At 60.3% G+C, this 14,750-nt stretch carries 15 protein-coding genes; 10 read left to right on the top strand and 5 right to left on the bottom strand.

The features are described 5' to 3' along the window. The 10 genes from ccoN to aroQ form a co-directional block, all read left to right on the top strand. Nucleotides 1-1,192 (top strand): cytochrome-c oxidase, cbb3-type subunit I (gene ccoN / locus ABIN98_RS26145; RefSeq protein WP_346914701.1); only part of this gene is annotated, 1,192 nt, incomplete at its 5' end. A gap of 15 nt (nucleotides 1,193-1,207) precedes the next feature. Continuing rightward, complete coding sequence (ccoO, locus tag ABIN98_RS26140) at nucleotides 1,208-1,942, top strand: cytochrome-c oxidase, cbb3-type subunit II (RefSeq protein ID WP_346914699.1); 735 nt, start codon at nucleotides 1,208-1,210, stop codon at nucleotides 1,940-1,942. A gap of 4 nt (nucleotides 1,943-1,946) precedes the next feature. Next, nucleotides 1,947-2,102, top strand: a complete 156-nt coding sequence (locus ABIN98_RS26135) for a cbb3-type cytochrome c oxidase subunit 3 (RefSeq protein WP_346899265.1) — start codon at nucleotides 1,947-1,949, stop codon at nucleotides 2,100-2,102. Between the two features lie 3 nt (nucleotides 2,103-2,105). Next, nucleotides 2,106-2,984 carry a cytochrome-c oxidase, cbb3-type subunit III gene (ccoP, locus tag ABIN98_RS26130; RefSeq protein ID WP_346914697.1) on the top strand — a complete coding sequence of 293 codons (879 nt, stop codon included), beginning with the start codon at nucleotides 2,106-2,108 and terminating at the stop codon, nucleotides 2,982-2,984. A gap of 161 nt (nucleotides 2,985-3,145) precedes the next feature. Then, nucleotides 3,146-4,600: a cytochrome c oxidase accessory protein CcoG gene (gene ccoG / locus ABIN98_RS26125; RefSeq protein WP_394701628.1), complete on the top strand. Its 1,455-nt coding sequence runs from the start codon at nucleotides 3,146-3,148 to the stop codon at nucleotides 4,598-4,600. A 126-nt stretch (nucleotides 4,601-4,726) separates the two neighbouring features. Continuing rightward, nucleotides 4,727-5,233, top strand: coding sequence for a FixH family protein (locus ABIN98_RS26120; protein WP_346914695.1), 507 nt, complete (start codon nucleotides 4,727-4,729; stop codon nucleotides 5,231-5,233). A gap of 36 nt (nucleotides 5,234-5,269) precedes the next feature. Further along, on the top strand, nucleotides 5,270-7,471 hold the full coding sequence (locus ABIN98_RS26115; RefSeq protein WP_346914693.1) for a cation-translocating P-type ATPase: 2,202 nt from the start codon (nucleotides 5,270-5,272) through the stop codon (nucleotides 7,469-7,471). Between the two features lie 14 nt (nucleotides 7,472-7,485). Beyond that, entirely contained in the window at nucleotides 7,486-7,671 is a 186-nt protein-coding gene (gene ccoS, locus ABIN98_RS26110) for a cbb3-type cytochrome oxidase assembly protein CcoS (protein WP_346914691.1), read from the top strand. A gap of 541 nt (nucleotides 7,672-8,212) precedes the next feature. After that, nucleotides 8,213-8,734, top strand: coding sequence for a response regulator (locus tag ABIN98_RS26105; protein WP_346899255.1), 522 nt, complete (start codon nucleotides 8,213-8,215; stop codon nucleotides 8,732-8,734). 141 nt (nucleotides 8,735-8,875) lie between these two features. Next, entirely contained in the window at nucleotides 8,876-9,313 is a 438-nt protein-coding gene (gene aroQ, locus ABIN98_RS26100) for a type II 3-dehydroquinate dehydratase (protein ID WP_346914687.1), read from the top strand. Nucleotides 9,314-9,332: 19 nt separating this feature from the next. On the opposite strand, the gene ABIN98_RS26095 is transcribed toward aroQ, so the two are convergent. From ABIN98_RS26095 to urtD, 5 genes are all read right to left on the bottom strand, one after another. Continuing rightward, nucleotides 9,333-10,199 (bottom strand): sugar transferase, encoded by an 867-nt coding sequence (locus tag ABIN98_RS26095; protein WP_346914685.1) that lies wholly within the window; start codon nucleotides 10,197-10,199, stop codon nucleotides 9,333-9,335. A gap of 228 nt (nucleotides 10,200-10,427) precedes the next feature. Continuing rightward, nucleotides 10,428-11,735, bottom strand: a complete 1,308-nt coding sequence (locus ABIN98_RS26090) for a UDP-glucose/GDP-mannose dehydrogenase family protein (RefSeq protein WP_346914683.1) — start codon at nucleotides 11,733-11,735, stop codon at nucleotides 10,428-10,430. 171 nt (nucleotides 11,736-11,906) lie between these two features. Beyond that, complete coding sequence (locus tag ABIN98_RS26085) at nucleotides 11,907-13,196, bottom strand: ArgE/DapE family deacylase (protein ID WP_346914681.1); 1,290 nt, start codon at nucleotides 13,194-13,196, stop codon at nucleotides 11,907-11,909. A 100-nt stretch (nucleotides 13,197-13,296) separates the two neighbouring features. Further along, nucleotides 13,297-13,992 carry an urea ABC transporter ATP-binding subunit UrtE gene (urtE, locus tag ABIN98_RS26080; protein ID WP_346914679.1) on the bottom strand — a complete coding sequence of 232 codons (696 nt, stop codon included), beginning with the start codon at nucleotides 13,990-13,992 and terminating at the stop codon, nucleotides 13,297-13,299. A 9-nt stretch (nucleotides 13,993-14,001) separates the two neighbouring features. Beyond that, nucleotides 14,002-14,748, bottom strand: a complete 747-nt coding sequence (gene urtD, locus ABIN98_RS26075) for an urea ABC transporter ATP-binding protein UrtD (RefSeq protein WP_346914677.1) — start codon at nucleotides 14,746-14,748, stop codon at nucleotides 14,002-14,004. Between the last annotated feature and the right edge of the window lie 2 nt (nucleotides 14,749-14,750).

Genomic DNA, 14,750 nt, shown 5'->3' with positions numbered 1-14,750 from the left:
CCGGGCGCGCATGCCGGGCAAGATCCTGCCGTGGTTCGTCATCATCGGCTACAACGTCTTCATCGTGATCGCCGGAACCGGGTATCTGCTCGGTGTGACGGAATCCAAGGAATACGCCGAACCGGAATGGTATGCCGACCTCTGGCTGACCATCGTCTGGGTCGCTTACCTGTTCCTGTTCCTCGGCACGCTGTGGAAGCGCAAGGAGCCCCACATTTATGTGGCCAACTGGTTCTACCTTGCCTTCATCGTGACCATCGCCATGCTGCACCTGGTCAACAACGCGACCGTTCCGGTCTCGGTGTTCGGCACCAAGTCTTATATCGTCTGGTCCGGTGTGCAGGATGCCATGGTGCAGTGGTGGTACGGCCACAACGCGGTGGGCTTCTTCCTGACCGCGGGCTTCCTGGCGATCATGTACTACTTCGTGCCCAAGCGTGCTGACCGTCCGGTCTATTCCTACCGGCTGTCGATCGTTCACTTCTGGGCTCTGATCTTCATCTACATCTGGGCCGGTCCTCACCACCTGCATTACACGGCTCTGCCGCAGTGGGCGTCGACCCTGGGCGCGACCTTCTCCATCATCCTGTGGATGCCGTCCTGGGGCGGTATGATCAACGGCCTGATGACGCTTTCGGGCGCTTGGGACAAGCTCCGCACGGATCCGGTCCTGCGTATGATGGTGGTGTCCGTTGCCTTCTACGGCATGTCCACCTTCGAAGGTCCGCTGATGTCGATCCGCTCGGTCAACTCCCTGTCGCACTACACGGACTGGACCATCGGTCACGTTCATTCCGGTGCGCTCGGCTGGGTGGGATACATCTCCTTCGGTGCGCTTTACTGCCTCATCCCGTGGCTGTGGAACAAGCGGGGCCTCTACTCGCTGAAGCTGGTGGACTGGCACTTCTGGCTGTCCACGATCGGCATCGTTCTCTACATCTGCTCCATGTGGGTGTCCGGGATCATGCAGGGCCTGATGTGGCGTGCCTACGACCAGCTCGGTTTCCTGGAGTATTCCTTCATCGAAACCGTTGAGGCGATGCACCCCTTCTACATCATCCGTGCTCTCGGCGGTGCCCTGTTCGTGGTCGGCGCCCTGATCATGGCCTACAATCTCTGGATGACCGTTCGCCACGGCGAGGCTGAAGAAGCCGAAGCCACCGCAGCGGGCTCCCTGGCCGCGGCCGAATAAGGGGGAGGACACGAAATGTCTGTATGGGCTAAACACCAAATCCTTGAAAAGAACTCGATCGTCCTCCTGATCGGCATTCTCGTGATGGTCGCCATCGGCGGCCTGGTCGAGATTGCACCGCTCTTCTACCTGAAGAGCACGATCGAAAAGACCGAGGGCATGCGGCCTTATACGCCGCTGGAACTGGCCGGTCGTAACATCTACATCCGCGAGGGCTGCTATCTCTGCCACTCGCAGATGGTTCGTCCGATGCGTGACGAACTGGAGCGTTACGGCCATTTCTCGCTGGCAGCGGAGTCGATGTACGACCATCCGTTCCAGTGGGGATCCAAGCGGACCGGGCCGGACCTCGCCCGCGTCGGGGGCAAGTACTCCGATGACTGGCATGTCGGTCACCTGATCGACCCCCGTTCGGTCGTTCCCGCGTCGATCATGCCGGGTTACCCCTTCCTGAAGGAAACCAAGCTGAACACGCGTGACATCTCCGCTCACCTGAAGACCAACGCGATCATCGGCGTTCCCTACTCCGAGGATCAGATCGAAGCGGCCGCGCAGGACATTCTTGCCCAGGCGAAACCGGACACCGATGCGTCTGACGCATTCACGGAACGGTATCCGACGGCCATCGTGCGCGACTTCGACGGCAACCCGGACGAAGTCACGGAGATGGACGCGATCGTCGCCTATCTCCAGATGCTCGGCACGCTGGTCGACTTCTCGATCTACGACGACAAGGCAAACCTGAGGTAAGGCAATGGACGAGACATACACCGCAGTCGCGGCCTTTGCACAAACGTGGGGCCTTATCTACTTCATGATCCTGTTTGGTATCGTGCTTGCCTATGCACTCTGGCCGAAGAATCGCAAGACCTTCGACGATGCCGCCCAGATCCCGTTTCGGGAGGACTGATCCATGGCCGATATCCATCAAAAGGAAATCGATGAAATCTCAGGCGTCGAAACCACTGGTCACGAGTGGGACGGCCTGAAGGAACTCAACAACCCACTGCCGAAATGGTGGCTGTACCTCTTCTACGCGTGTATCGTGTGGGCGATCGGCTACTGGGTGGTGTACCCGTCCTGGCCGCTGATTTCCGGCTATACCCAGGGTGTGCTGGGCGATAGCCAGCGGGCCGATGCGATTGCCACCTATGACCAGGCAATTGCCGACCGGTCTCACCTCGGCGATCAGCTGGTCAACGCGTCGTTCGAGGACATCCTGAGCACGCCGGCCCTGCTGGAGTTTGCCTCGGCAAACGGTCAGGCCGCATTCGGCGACAACTGCGCGCCGTGTCACGGTTCCGGCGGCACCGGGGCGGTCGGGTATCCGAACCTTCAGGACGACTCCTGGATCTGGGGCGGAACTCTGGACGAAATCCAGACCACGCTGCTCTATGGTATCCGTTCCGGCCACGATGAGTCCCGGATCGCGGAAATGCCCGCCTATGGCAGGGATGAACTGCTGACGAAGGAAGAGATCGATCAGGTGGCGAACTTCGTCGCTTCCAAGGTTGGTCTCGAGCCGGAAGCAGGGGTTGACCTGGCCGCTGGCGAAACTGTCTTCGCGGACAATTGCGCGGCCTGCCACGGTGAGGATCTGACAGGGATCCAGGAAACCGGGGCGCCGAGCCTGATGTCTGCGAACTACCTCTATGGCAAGTCGCTTGACGACATCAAGGCACAGGTCAACTCACCCCGTCACGGCGTCATGCCGGCCTGGGTGGATCGCCTGAGCCCGGCGACGATCAAGTCGCTCGCAGTCTACGTCCACTCCTTCGGGGGCGGTCAGTAAGACGACGGCTTTTCAAGCCGAATTTGATCCGGCGCAAAGGACACGGTCCTGCGCCGGATTATACTTAAAACATAAGAGAGAGAACCGGGCCGGCGGCAATCCGGCCCGGAGGACGCGAGGATCCCTTTGGGGCGGGATCCGGAACAAGAAGGACGGACGGCATGACCGCCGAGACCGAAGCTGCCAATGCTGAGCAGCCGGACGAATGGTTCGCCTCAGCGAAAAAAATCTTCCCCATGGCCGTGCACGGCAAGTTCCGCACGGTCAAATGGGTGATCCTCTTCATCACCCTTGGGCTGTACTATTTTCTCCCCTTCGTTCGCTTCGACCGCGGACCGGATGCGCCGGGACAGGCGCTTCTCATCGATCTGGAAGCGCGTCGCGCGTACTTCTTCTTTATCGAAATCTGGCCGCAGGAGGTCTATTACCTCACCGGGCTCCTCATTCTTGCCGCGTTGGGCCTGTTCTTGATGAACGCCGTCGCCGGGCGCGTGTGGTGCGGCTATCTGTGCCCGCAGACTGTCTGGACCGACCTGTTTCTCTGGGTCGAACGCAAGGTGGAAGGCGACCGGCGCGAACGGATCGCGCTCGATAAGGCGCCCTGGTCGGTCAACAAGATCGTCCGCCGGGTCATCAAGCATTTCTTCTGGCTGATGATCGCCTGGTGGACCGGTGGTGCCTGGGTGCTTTACTTCGCCGACGCACCGACCCTCGTCTACGAACTGGCCACTTTTCAGGCGCCCTGGAGTGCCTATCTGTGGATCGGCATCCTGACGGCCACGACCTATCTTCTTGCCGGGTATATGCGTGAACAGGTCTGCATCTACATGTGCCCCTGGCCGCGGATCCAGGCGGCGCTGACGGATGAAAAGGCCCTGAACGTCACCTATCGCTGGGACCGGGGCGAGCCGCGTGGATCGCTCAAGGAGAACAAGGCGCTGGCTCTCAAGGGGCTTCCGGCCGGCGACTGTATCGATTGCCACCAGTGCGAACACGTTTGTCCGACGGGTGTGGACATTCGCAAGGGGCTGCAGCTCGACTGTATCCAGTGCGGCCTGTGTATCGATGCCTGCGACAACGTCATGACCAAGATCGGAAAGCCGACCGGCCTGATCGCCTACGATACGGACGAGAACATTCAGCGCCGGATCGACGGCAAGGATTCGGTCTACGAAATCGTCCGCGTGCGGACGGTGGTCTATGCGGCTGTCATAGCTGTCGTCGGTGCAATCATGCTGTTTGCGCTGCTGACCCGCGATTTTGCCGGCATCAATGTCCTGCACGACCGCAACCCGATCTTTGTCACCCAGTCCGACGGTTCGGTGCGCAACGGCTACACCGTACGCCTGCTGAACAAACGCCCGCTTGAGCGCCATTTCATGCTGCATGTCGAAGGCATGCCTGCAGGCACGAAGGTGGAAGCCGTCGGTATCGATACGGTCTTCGCGGACCGCCCGATCATCGGGGTCGATCCGGACACGACCCGTGAAGTGCGCATCCTGGTCACGTCGCCCCCGGGTGTTAAGATGCCTGCGAGCACGCCCGTGACGTTCCGCCTGACGGAATCGGTTATGGGTGAGGTCGTGACCGCGCAAGACTACTTCAAGGCGCCCTAAAGCACGTCGCGAAAAAGTGGATACCGGTTTTTCGCAATAAGAGGTGCGTCAACAATTAGAGAGACCATGTCTCGTGAATGCGAATGAACGCGACATGGTCTAGCAAGCGCGTTTCAGGAGAGTGAAATGACGACAGGATCCGGCATGCAACAGCCGAAGACGTTTACCGGGAAGACGATGCTCTTATGGCTGTTCGGCTTTTTCGGCGTTATCTTCGCCGCCAACGGCGTCCTCGTCTGGCTTGCCGAGACCTCCTTCCCCGGCGTTACGGTGGACAGCGCCTACACGGCGAGCCAGGCCTACAACCAGTCTATCGCGACCGCCAAGGAGCAGGCCGCGCGAGGCTGGGAGGTGGATGCCGGATTGTTCAGGACTTCGGAAGCGGCTGCCCATCTGGAGGTGTCCGCTCTGGACAAGACAAAGGCGCCACTCACCGGTCTCGCCTTCTCCGCAACCTTGCAGCACCCGACGCATGACGGAAGTATTTCCGTCATGCTGGAGGATCAGGGTTCCGGCCGATACAGTGCCGATCTTTCGGATGTACCGGCTGGAAACTGGTATCTGGTCCTGGAGGCCAGAAGTGGCGAAGAGCAGGTGTTCCGTTCCGAAAACCGTCTGTTCCTCAAGGACTGACCTAAAGACTGCGGCGAGGCGCTAGTGAGTGTCCATATGCGCGATTGGGATGCCTTTGTAACTCCGGCGGAGGATGGCGCCGTCCACATGGACCTCGCTGTGGAAGGCATCACCTGCGCCGCCTGCATGGGCGAGATCGAACGCGGGCTCTCCCGCTTGCCGGGCATCCGGAAAGCCCGGGTCAACCTGACCAATCAGAGACTTGCCGTCGACTGGGTCCGCGAGGAAACCGGCGCCGATGATATTGTCGCGGCCCTGTCCCGGCTCGGTTACAAGGCCCATCCGTTCGACCCGGCAAGTCAGCGGGAACGGCTGGACCGGCATGGCAGGGAATTGCTGCGCGCGCTTGCCGTCGCCGGTTTCGCGGGCATGAACATCATGCTCCTGTCCGTTTCCGTCTGGGCGGGAAACGTCACGGATATCACCCCGGAAACACGGGATTTCTTCCACTGGATCTCGGCGCTGATCGCCTTGCCGACAGTTGCCTATTCGGGCAGGCCGTTTTTCAGGAGCGCGATCTCTGCGCTCAAGGCGGGGCGGATGAACATGGACGTGCCCATCGTGATCGGGGTGCTTCTGGCCGTCATCCTGTCCGTCGTCCAGACCATGCAGCATCAGCATGAGGTTTACTTTGAATCTGCGGTGATGCTCCTGTTCTTTCTGCTGGTCGGCCGCTACCTCGATCACAACATGCGCGGCAAGACCCGTTCCTTTGCCGAAAACATTGCCGCCCTGAAGGCAGAGGTCGCCGCCCGCATCGGTGCGGACGGCAGCGTCCGAGAAATTCCCCTGTCCAAGGTGCAGCCAAACGATCTGGTCCTGGTCACCGCCGGCGAACGGGTTCCGGTCGACGGTGTCGTTGAAGAAGGCGTGTCGGAAATCGACCAAAGCCTGGTGACCGGTGAAAGTATTCTGATGCCGGTCCGCAAGGGGGCGGACGTCTATGCCGGGACCCTGAATGGCGACGGGACGCTGAAGGTGCGCGTGAGGGCGGCCTCCGGAGCCACGTTGCTGGACGAAGTGAACCGTCTCCTCGAAGCGGCGGCGCAGGCGAAGTCGACCTATGTCCGTATCGCCGACAGGGCCGCCCGGCTGTACGCGCCTCTGGTGCATGGCGCTGCGGCGCTGACCTTCATCGGTTGGTGGCTGGCGGGTTTCGGCTGGCAGCCGTCGCTGGTGATCGCCATCTCGGTGCTTATCATTACCTGTCCCTGCGCGCTCGGGCTGGCCGTTCCCGCGGTTCAGGTGGTCGCGTCGGGCCAATTGTTCCGCTCCGGTGTGTTGTTGAATGCAGGCGATGCGATCGAACGGTTGGCGGATGCGGACACGATCGTCTTCGACAAGACCGGAACGCTCACGTCCGCCGAACCCCGGCTTCTGGAAGCCGGATCTATGGAGGACGATCTGCTCCATCTGGCCGGGCGTCTGGCGCTATCGAGCCGCCACCCGTTGTCTCTGGCACTGGTCCAGGCAAGCGGCGCGCTGGTGCCTTTCGATCATGTGACGGAGACTGCGGGGGCCGGCGTTGAGACCTCGGTAGGCGGTGAGCCGCTGCGCCTGGGCAGTCCGGCGTTTTGCGGCGTTGAGGATGCCGAGGTCCACAAGGTACTGACACAGCATCCGGGCGTATCGCTGCTGGCGGTCCGGTGGGGAAGCGAACCGGCCAGGCTGTTGCCGATCAGTCAGAAACTGCGGCCGGATGCTGTCGAAACCGTCGCCGACCTGAAGGCGCAGGGCTATTTGCTGGAGATCCTTTCCGGCGACCGGCAGGACGCGGTGAGGGAGGCCGCGGAAGAACTCGGTATCGAACACTGGCAGGCTGAGGTGCGTCCCGGCGACAAGATTGCCCGTTTGGACGAACTGAAGGCCGCCGGCCGCAAGGTGCTGATGGTGGGGGATGGTCTCAACGACGCCCCGGCGCTTGCGGGCGCCTATGTTTCCCTGTCCCCCGTGACGGCGGTTCACCTGAGCCAGACCGCCGCGGATGCCGTCTTTCTCGGCGATCGCCTGGCCCCGGTGGCAAATACCCTTCGGATTTCGAAAAAAGCCCGTCGGGCGATCGAGCAGAACCTCTGGATTTCAGCTCTCTACAATGTCATTGCTGTGCCTGTGGCCGTTGCCGGCTTCGTCACGCCGCTGATGGCAGCCGTCGCCATGTCGGCTTCCTCCATCGCCGTGACGGCAAATGCGCTCAGACTTCGTTGGGGCGAAAAGCTTCCGGACAGCCGGGCGGAATAACAGGGTATGGCCAAATGGACGTTCTGATCTATCTGATCCCGATCGCGCTTTTCCTTGGTCTCCTCGGATTGGGCGCGTTCCTGTGGAGCCTGAAGAGCGGTCAGTATGATGATCTGGAAGGGGCCAAGTGGCGCATTCTTGAAGATGATGACCTGCCCGAAGAAGAGCGGCCGCACTCGCAAAGCCGAAACGGTTCGTAGACGGAACTGGCTGCCGCGGCGCTCTGTGTTCTCAGCCGAACATGGTTCCGATAATCATCGTGGCTGCTATCAACACCAGCGCGATGCCTGACAGCAGGAGGAAGTTTGCCTTCAGCGGCATATAGGCGCCGGGCGTACGAGGGGGCTGTACAAAGGGTAGCGGCTTATCCGGACTTTTCGGAATTTGTCTGCTCGACATCTATACACCCGCCGACAAATGAGAGGTTGAACTTACACCCCAGCGTGTCGAAAATTTACACCGCACCCTTAAAAGGCAGGTTAAGAACGGTCGTCGCGCAGTATGAATTATTGTCAATATTACCGTAAGGTAAAATATGTTTTTGTTTGCCGTTTCATTCGCGGGTGTCTCCTGATTACTCCGCTGATTGGAAGACCGGAGCAATCTCGGCAGTGTGGCCAATGACTATATATCCGTATCAAAGGCGATTTTCGGTGTCGGTCGGCCATTTTTCCGTGAATTCGGTTCACTAACCCTCTTTTCAGACTTTTCTGTCAGCTTGCCGGTACAAACTGGAGAAAAATGGTGAGCCTCGATCTTGCCTCGCTGACATTTTTGCTGGTTGAAGACAGTGCCTACATGCGCACCATCTTGCGGACTATGCTGCAGGGTTTCGGCGCCCGACGCATTGTCGAAGCCGAAGATGGCGCATCGGGCCTGGAAGCGATGGACCGTGCCAATCCGGATATCCTGATCCTCGACTGGGTCATGCCGATCCTGGACGGAGCGGACATGGTGCGCATGATCCGCAGTCCCAACAATCCCTTCGCCTATATTCCGATCATCATGGTGACCGCCCATACCGAGCGGAGCCGGATTGTCGAAGCGCGCCGCCTGGGCGTCCATGAATTGCTGTCCAAGCCGATCTCCGCCAAGGCTCTTTATCAGCGGGTGTCGAGCGTGATCCTGCATCCGCGGGATTTCATCAAGACCTCCACCTATTTCGGCCCGGCGCCGCGCGAGATCCGCAACCGTCAGAAGATCTGGCAGGGCGGGCAGCAACCAGGCGGTTCGGAGGCCGATCAGAACGCCAGCGTCGGCTGAGGGAGCTGGTACTTCCCGTTCTGCCCGTAGTCTTGCATCTGGAAAACAATCGGCGAGTCATGTCTAAAGGACGCCGCCGCCCGGTCGTCATTATCCGGCCGTCCACAATCCATACGACCGCTATTCCGGAGGAGGTTTGTCGTGTCGAAAATCGTTTATGTTCTGAACGGCCCCAACCTGAACCTGCTGGGCAAGCGGGAACCCGCCATCTATGGCCATGAAACTTTGGGCGATGTGGAAGCCAATTGCCGTGCTCTTGCAGATGCACACGGCGCCGAGTTGAGGTTCCATCAAAGCAACGCCGAATACGAGCTGATCAACTGGATCCACGAAGCACGCGAATGCGCCTGCGGCCTGATTATCAATCCGGCGGCGCTCACCCATACGTCGGTTGCCATTCTGGATGCGCTGAACGCCTGCGATTTTCCGGTGTTCGAAATCCACATCACGAACGTGCACAAGCGCGAGCCGTTCCGACACAAATCCTATGTGTCCCTGCGCGCGGACGGCGTGATCGCGGGATGCGGAATACAGGGCTACGAACTGGCCTTTCTGCGGCTGATGAAGCTCGTCGGTTAGGTTGGTTTCTTCGCCGGCCTCAGTATCCGCTACCCTTGAAGAATTCCTGCGTGACGGTCCGGAGAATGATCTTGAAGTCCAGCAGGACGGAGCGGCGTTCCAGGTAGGCCAGATCAAATTCAAGGCGCATCAGGGCGGCATGACGGGTCGTGGTTTCGCCCCGGTAGCCATTGACCTGGGCAAGGCCGGTCAGGCCCGGCTTGACCTCGTGCCTGCGCATGTAGCGCGTGTCCAGTTCCTCGTAAGGGACGCCGGCGGCCAGCATGCCCGGAACATGCGGACGCGGCCCAACCAGGGACATCTCTCCGCGCAGGATATTGATCAGCTGAGGCAACTCGTCGAAATTGCTTCGGCGTAGAAAACGTCCGATCGGGGTCACGCGCGGATCGTTTTCGATCGTCTGCCTGACGCCTGAATGGTCGCAATTTTCCGCATACATTGTTCGAAACTTGTAGATCTCGAATGTGGTTCCGTTGGCGCCATGGCGCTTTTGCCGGAAGATCACCGGCCCCTGGCTGTTTGCCTTGATCGCTACCGCTGTCAGGACGAACAAAGGAGCAAGGAAGACGAGGCCAGCCGAAGCACCGAAAATGTCGACTGTACGCTTGAGCGCATGCCCCGCCTTTGTCGGCCCGCCCTTGAAATCGGTCGGTGGAACACCGTTGACGTCTGCCCCCGGTATCTCCTGATTGCTTGCGATAATCCGGCGAATGATCGACGGGGCGGGGGTGAGGCCGGCCAGAGAGCGGCGGATGTTAAGGCCGCGCAATTGCGACTTCGGAAATCGAGCCTCTGAGAACCGGACCGGCGTGTCGGACTTTGCGGCGTTAGGCCGTCCATTCGCGGTCTTGGGCTCCGCCTTATAGGGAACAGCTTCCTGAGACATGGCAGACACTCTTTAAATACGCAATACGAAATAGTTGTCTGCTTTTAAATCTAGTTTTCTCTTCCAGGTTGCGCCAGTGAAAGGTTTACAAAGGGTTAATGCCGGTCTGGCGGAAAATTTATAGACCAGTCAATTAATTTCGCCTCCCCGCCATGTGGCGGGGAGGCGTTGGAGAGATAAATTCACGCGAAGCCAAGAGGGAGCAGACCCTCAGGCGCTTTGTGCGATCTAGTAAGCGCGGCCCACGCTTGTGTAGTTGAAGCCGCGCTCCCGCATGTCATCAGTGTCGTAGATGTTGCGCAGATCGATGATGTTCGGTGACTTCAACGTTGCCTTGACCCGCTCCAGATCCAGCGCCCGGAACTGGTCCCATTCGGTGACGATCACCAGCGCGTCGGCGTTTTCGATGGCATGGTACGGACCGTCACAGAACAAGACGTCCTTCATGATGTGCCCAGCTTCTTCCATGCTGGCGGGGTCGTAGGCCCGAACGGTCGCGCCAGCCTCCTGGAGCTTGGCAACGATATCGATGGACGGGGCGTCGCGCATGTCGTCGGTGTTGGGCTTGAAGGCGAGGCCCAGCAGGGCGATCGATTTGCCGGCCACGTCGCCGCCCAGGAAATCGATGACCTTGTCGGCCATCTTCTTCTTGCGTGCAGCATTCACTTCGATGACCGCATTGACGATTTTCAGCGCCGCTCCCGCGTCCTGACCGGTTCTGGAAAGGGCCAGGGTATCCTTGGGAAAGCAGGAGCCGCCGTAGCCGGGTCCGGCGTGCAGGAACTTGCCGCCGATCCGGTTATCGAGACCGATTGCACGGGAGACTTCCTGGACATTGGCGCCAACGTTTTCGCAAAGATCGGCAATCTCGTTGATGAACGTGATCTTGACGGCAAGAAAGGCGTTCGCGGCATACTTGATCAGTTCCGACGTCCGGCGTTGGGTGACGACGATCGGCGTCTCGTTGAGGTAGAGCGGCCGGTAGAGTTCGTGCATGACCTTGGCGGCTTCCTCGCTGTCGGTGCCGACAACGACCCGGTCCGGCCGTTTGAAATCGCTGATGGCAGCACCTTCGCGCAGGAACTCCGGATTGGAGACGACCGCGAATTTCGCATCCGGATTGGTTTCCCGGATGATCGCTTCCACTTCATCCCCGGTGCCGACCGGCACGGTCGACTTGGTGACGATGACCGTGAACCCTTCGATCAAACCGGCGATTTCACGAGCGGCATCATAGACGTAAGTCAGGTCCGCATAACCGTCGCCCCGGCGGGCGGGCGTTCCCACGGCGATGAAGACGGCATCGGCTTTACGGACCGCTTCGCTGGCGTCGGTGGTGAAGTATAGGCGTTCTTCCCGGACGTTCTTTGCCACCAGATCCTTAAGGCCCGGCTCGTAGATCGGGATCTCGCCATTGTTCAGGGCGTCGATCTTTCTCGCATCCTTGTCGATGCAGGTGACTACGTGGCCGAAATCGGCAAAGCAGGCTCCGGATACGAGGCCGACATAGCCAGTGCCAATCATTGCAACGCGCATTGTGTATTCCAGTCTTCAAAGGAAACAGCGATAAATCGCCGTATTTTGTGTCTTCATCAGGCGGGTCAGCTAACAGCTTTCGATTGCATTAGCATGAAAATCTTGCGTTTCCTTAGCGCCATCTACTTGCATTATCAAATACGTCGAAGGGGGATGCGACAGCGCAAGGGGTCACGCGGGCTCGATGCCGCACCAGCCGGCGGCAAACAGAGCGATGGTCTCCGTGACCCGCTTGAGGGATGACAGGTTCACGCGCTCGTCGATGCCGTGGATGTTCTCCGCTGCGGGGCCATATGTCAGCGCGGGTATGCCTGCGTGATTGGCGAACAGCGCGCCATCCAGGTAGCAGGCCATGATATAGCGGGCGAGGGTATCGTTGTGCACCAGGCCATGGGCCGTCTGAAGGGCTTCCTCCGCCGGTGAGGTGTCGGCCAGGCGATACCCGGCCTGCATCGTGCCGACCCATTCCACCGTCGGCGCGGAGCGGGCAAGGCGGGCATCCTTGGCCATGAGAGCGGCAATGCTGTCTTCCACTTCCTTGGCCCGCTCCCACGGGTCCCCGCCGGGAAAGAAGCCGATCCGGCCTTCGAAGACGCAGGCGAAGGGAACGGACGAGGGCCACTCGCCACCGGAAATGGTGCCGACGTTCAGGCTTGCCGGGTTCCGCAGGTTTTCAAAACCGGGATGTTTGTGCCGTTCCTCGTTCCACGTCTTCTCAATGCCCTTCAGATGAGCGATGAGTTGAATGGCGGCATCGATGGCGCTGAGGCCGGAGTCCGGATCGCGCGGATGGGCGGGCACACCCCGGGTGGTGATCTTGAACTTGATCACGCCGGAATTTGCGAAGACGAGCTGCTCGTCGGTCGGTTCGGGGATAAGCACGGCATCGGCCGTGTAGCCGCGATGGATGGCGGCGGCTGCCCCGTTACCGGTGGTTTCCTCGTCGACCACGGACTGGATCTGCAGCGGAGCGGTCAGCCGGAAGCCGGCGGCTTCGATCGCATCGACGGCAAAGATATTGGCAACCAGTCCGGCTTTCATGTCGCCGGCGCCACGGCCGTAGAGCCAGTCGCCGTCCCGGGTGGCGGAAAACGGCGGATAGGTCCAGGCGGACGGATCGGCGGTCGGCACCACATCCGTATGGGCATTCAGGATCAGGGACTTGCCCTTTTGCGCCTTCGGCATCTTCATGCCCGACACGTTGAAGGTGTCCGCGTAGTCGATAGTCGCCGGGGAATAGGCCGGATGATCGTCGACGGCCTGCGGGTCGACGCCGAAGCGTTCGACATCATACCGGCGGTCGACCAGAGCTCTTGCAACGAGTGTCTGGACTTCGGCTTCCTCGCCCCTGAGCGACGCGGCCCGAACGAGATCCTGGAGAAAGGAAACCTGCGTCTCGAAATTGGCCTCGACGGCCTGTTTGATGCGGTCGATTTCGGAAGGGGAAAGCGGTTCGGTCATGGAAGATCTCGAGCGGATAGGGGAGGGCGATGCCCCGGACCCTATCAACTGAAACCCGCCGCCGAAAGCCCTGCGTCCTTTTGGCCGCAGGTATTAAGGATCAGACCGTCAGATGCTGGCGCACCTTTGTTTCGTCAAGGTCGGCGCGTGCGCCTGCCATGACGATTTCTCCCCGGTCCATGACCGCGAAATCGTCTGCGAGATCCCGGGCGAATTCGAAATACTGCTCGACAAGAACAATCGCCATATCGCCCTGTTCCCGCAGCCATTCGATGGCCCGGCCGATATCCTTGATGATCGAGGGCTGAATGCCTTCGGTCGGCTCGTCGAGCACGAGCAGCTTCGGTCGGGTGATCAGCGCCCGGGCAATCGCCAGTTGCTGCTGCTGGCCGCCGGACAGGTCGCCGCCCCGGCGCGAAAGCATGGATTTGAGAACCGGGAACAGCTCGAAGATGGTCTCCGGGATCTTGCGGTCCTTGCGCGGGACGCAGGCATAGCCGGTTTCCAGGTTTTCCTTCACCGAGAGCAACGGAAAGATCTCCCGGCCCTGGGGCACGACAGCGATTCCGCGCTTGGCCCGGGCATGGGGCGCGAGCCGCGACACGTCCTCGCCGTTCCACACGATCTTGCCGGAGCTGACCGGATGCTGGCCGACGACCGCGCGCAGGGTCGAGGTCTTGCCGACGCCGTTGCGGCCCATGAGGCAGGTGACCTTGCCGACCTCGGCCTTGAGCGAGACACCCTTCAGGGCCTGCGCCGCGCCATAGTAGAGATCGATGTTTTCAACGCTCAGCATGGGTTTTCCTCACCGGCCCAGATAGACTTCGACGACCCGTTCGTCGGCGGAGACATGATCAAGCGACCCTTCGGCCAGAACCGAACCCTCGTGAAGCACGGTGACCTTGACCCCGAGCGAGCGCACGAAGGTCATGTCATGTTCCACGACGACGACGGAATGGGTCTGGGCAATGTCTTTCAGAAGTTCCGCGGTTTCCGCCGTTTCGGCGTCGGTCATGCCGGCGGCCGGTTCGTCCACCAGCAGGAGCTTCGGGTCCTGGGCGAGCAGCATGCCGATTTCCAGCCATTGCTTCTGGCCGTGGGAAAGGTTGGCCGCCAGCTCGCTTCGCTTGTCGCCGAGCCGGATCAGTTCCAGCAGGTCCTCGATCCGTTTCTTCTCGCCGCCGGTGATGACGTGAAACAGGGTGGCGAACGGTCCGCGTGGAGCCTTCAGGGCAAGTTCCAGATTGTCCCAGACCGTATGGCTTTCAAACACGGTCGGCTTCTGGAACTTGCGACCGATTCCAAGCTCGGCGATTGCGGCCTCGTCCTCGCCGGTCAGATCGACCACGCCGTTGAAAAAGACTTCGCCGCTATCGGGGCGGGTTTTGCCTGTGATGACATCCATCATGGTCGTCTTGCCGGCACCGTTCGGTCCGATAATCGCACGCATTTCCCCCGGAGCGATGACCAGGGACAACTCGTTCAGTGCCTTGAAGCCGTCGAAGGACACCGACACGCCGTCGAGATAAAGCAGGCTGGATTGGCGGCTCATGC

The sequence above is a fragment of the uncultured Roseibium sp. genome, from assembly GCF_963675095.2.
In the GTDB taxonomy this organism is placed as follows: Bacteria; Pseudomonadota; Alphaproteobacteria; order Rhizobiales; family Stappiaceae; genus Roseibium.
Note: the sequence above shows the minus strand (reverse complement) of the source record. Positions and strands in the feature narration are given on the sequence as shown.

Bases quoted from the DNA above. Each gene is read 5' to 3' on its own strand.
- urtD (WP_346914677.1), bottom strand. From the start codon at position 14,748: ATGAGCCGCCAATCCAGCCTGCTTTATCTCGACGGCGTGTCGGTGTCC.
- ABIN98_RS26135 (WP_346899265.1), top strand. From the start codon at position 1,947: ATGGACGAGACATACACCGCAGTCGCGGCCTTTGCACAAACGTGGGGC.
- urtE (WP_346914679.1), bottom strand. From the start codon at position 13,992: ATGCTGAGCGTTGAAAACATCGATCTCTACTATGGCGCGGCGCAGGCC.
- ccoG (WP_394701628.1), top strand. From the start codon at position 3,146: ATGACCGCCGAGACCGAAGCTGCCAATGCTGAGCAGCCGGACGAATGG.
- ABIN98_RS26105 (WP_346899255.1), top strand. From the start codon at position 8,213: ATGGTGAGCCTCGATCTTGCCTCGCTGACATTTTTGCTGGTTGAAGAC.
- ccoP (WP_346914697.1), top strand. From the start codon at position 2,106: ATGGCCGATATCCATCAAAAGGAAATCGATGAAATCTCAGGCGTCGAA.
- ABIN98_RS26090 (WP_346914683.1), bottom strand. From the start codon at position 11,735: ATGCGCGTTGCAATGATTGGCACTGGCTATGTCGGCCTCGTATCCGGA.
- ccoO (WP_346914699.1), top strand. From the start codon at position 1,208: ATGTCTGTATGGGCTAAACACCAAATCCTTGAAAAGAACTCGATCGTC.
- ABIN98_RS26085 (WP_346914681.1), bottom strand. From the start codon at position 13,196: ATGACCGAACCGCTTTCCCCTTCCGAAATCGACCGCATCAAACAGGCC.
- ABIN98_RS26115 (WP_346914693.1), top strand. From the start codon at position 5,270: ATGCGCGATTGGGATGCCTTTGTAACTCCGGCGGAGGATGGCGCCGTC.
- ABIN98_RS26120 (WP_346914695.1), top strand. From the start codon at position 4,727: ATGACGACAGGATCCGGCATGCAACAGCCGAAGACGTTTACCGGGAAG.
- ABIN98_RS26095 (WP_346914685.1), bottom strand. From the start codon at position 10,199: ATGTCTCAGGAAGCTGTTCCCTATAAGGCGGAGCCCAAGACCGCGAAT.
- ccoS (WP_346914691.1), top strand. From the start codon at position 7,486: ATGGACGTTCTGATCTATCTGATCCCGATCGCGCTTTTCCTTGGTCTC.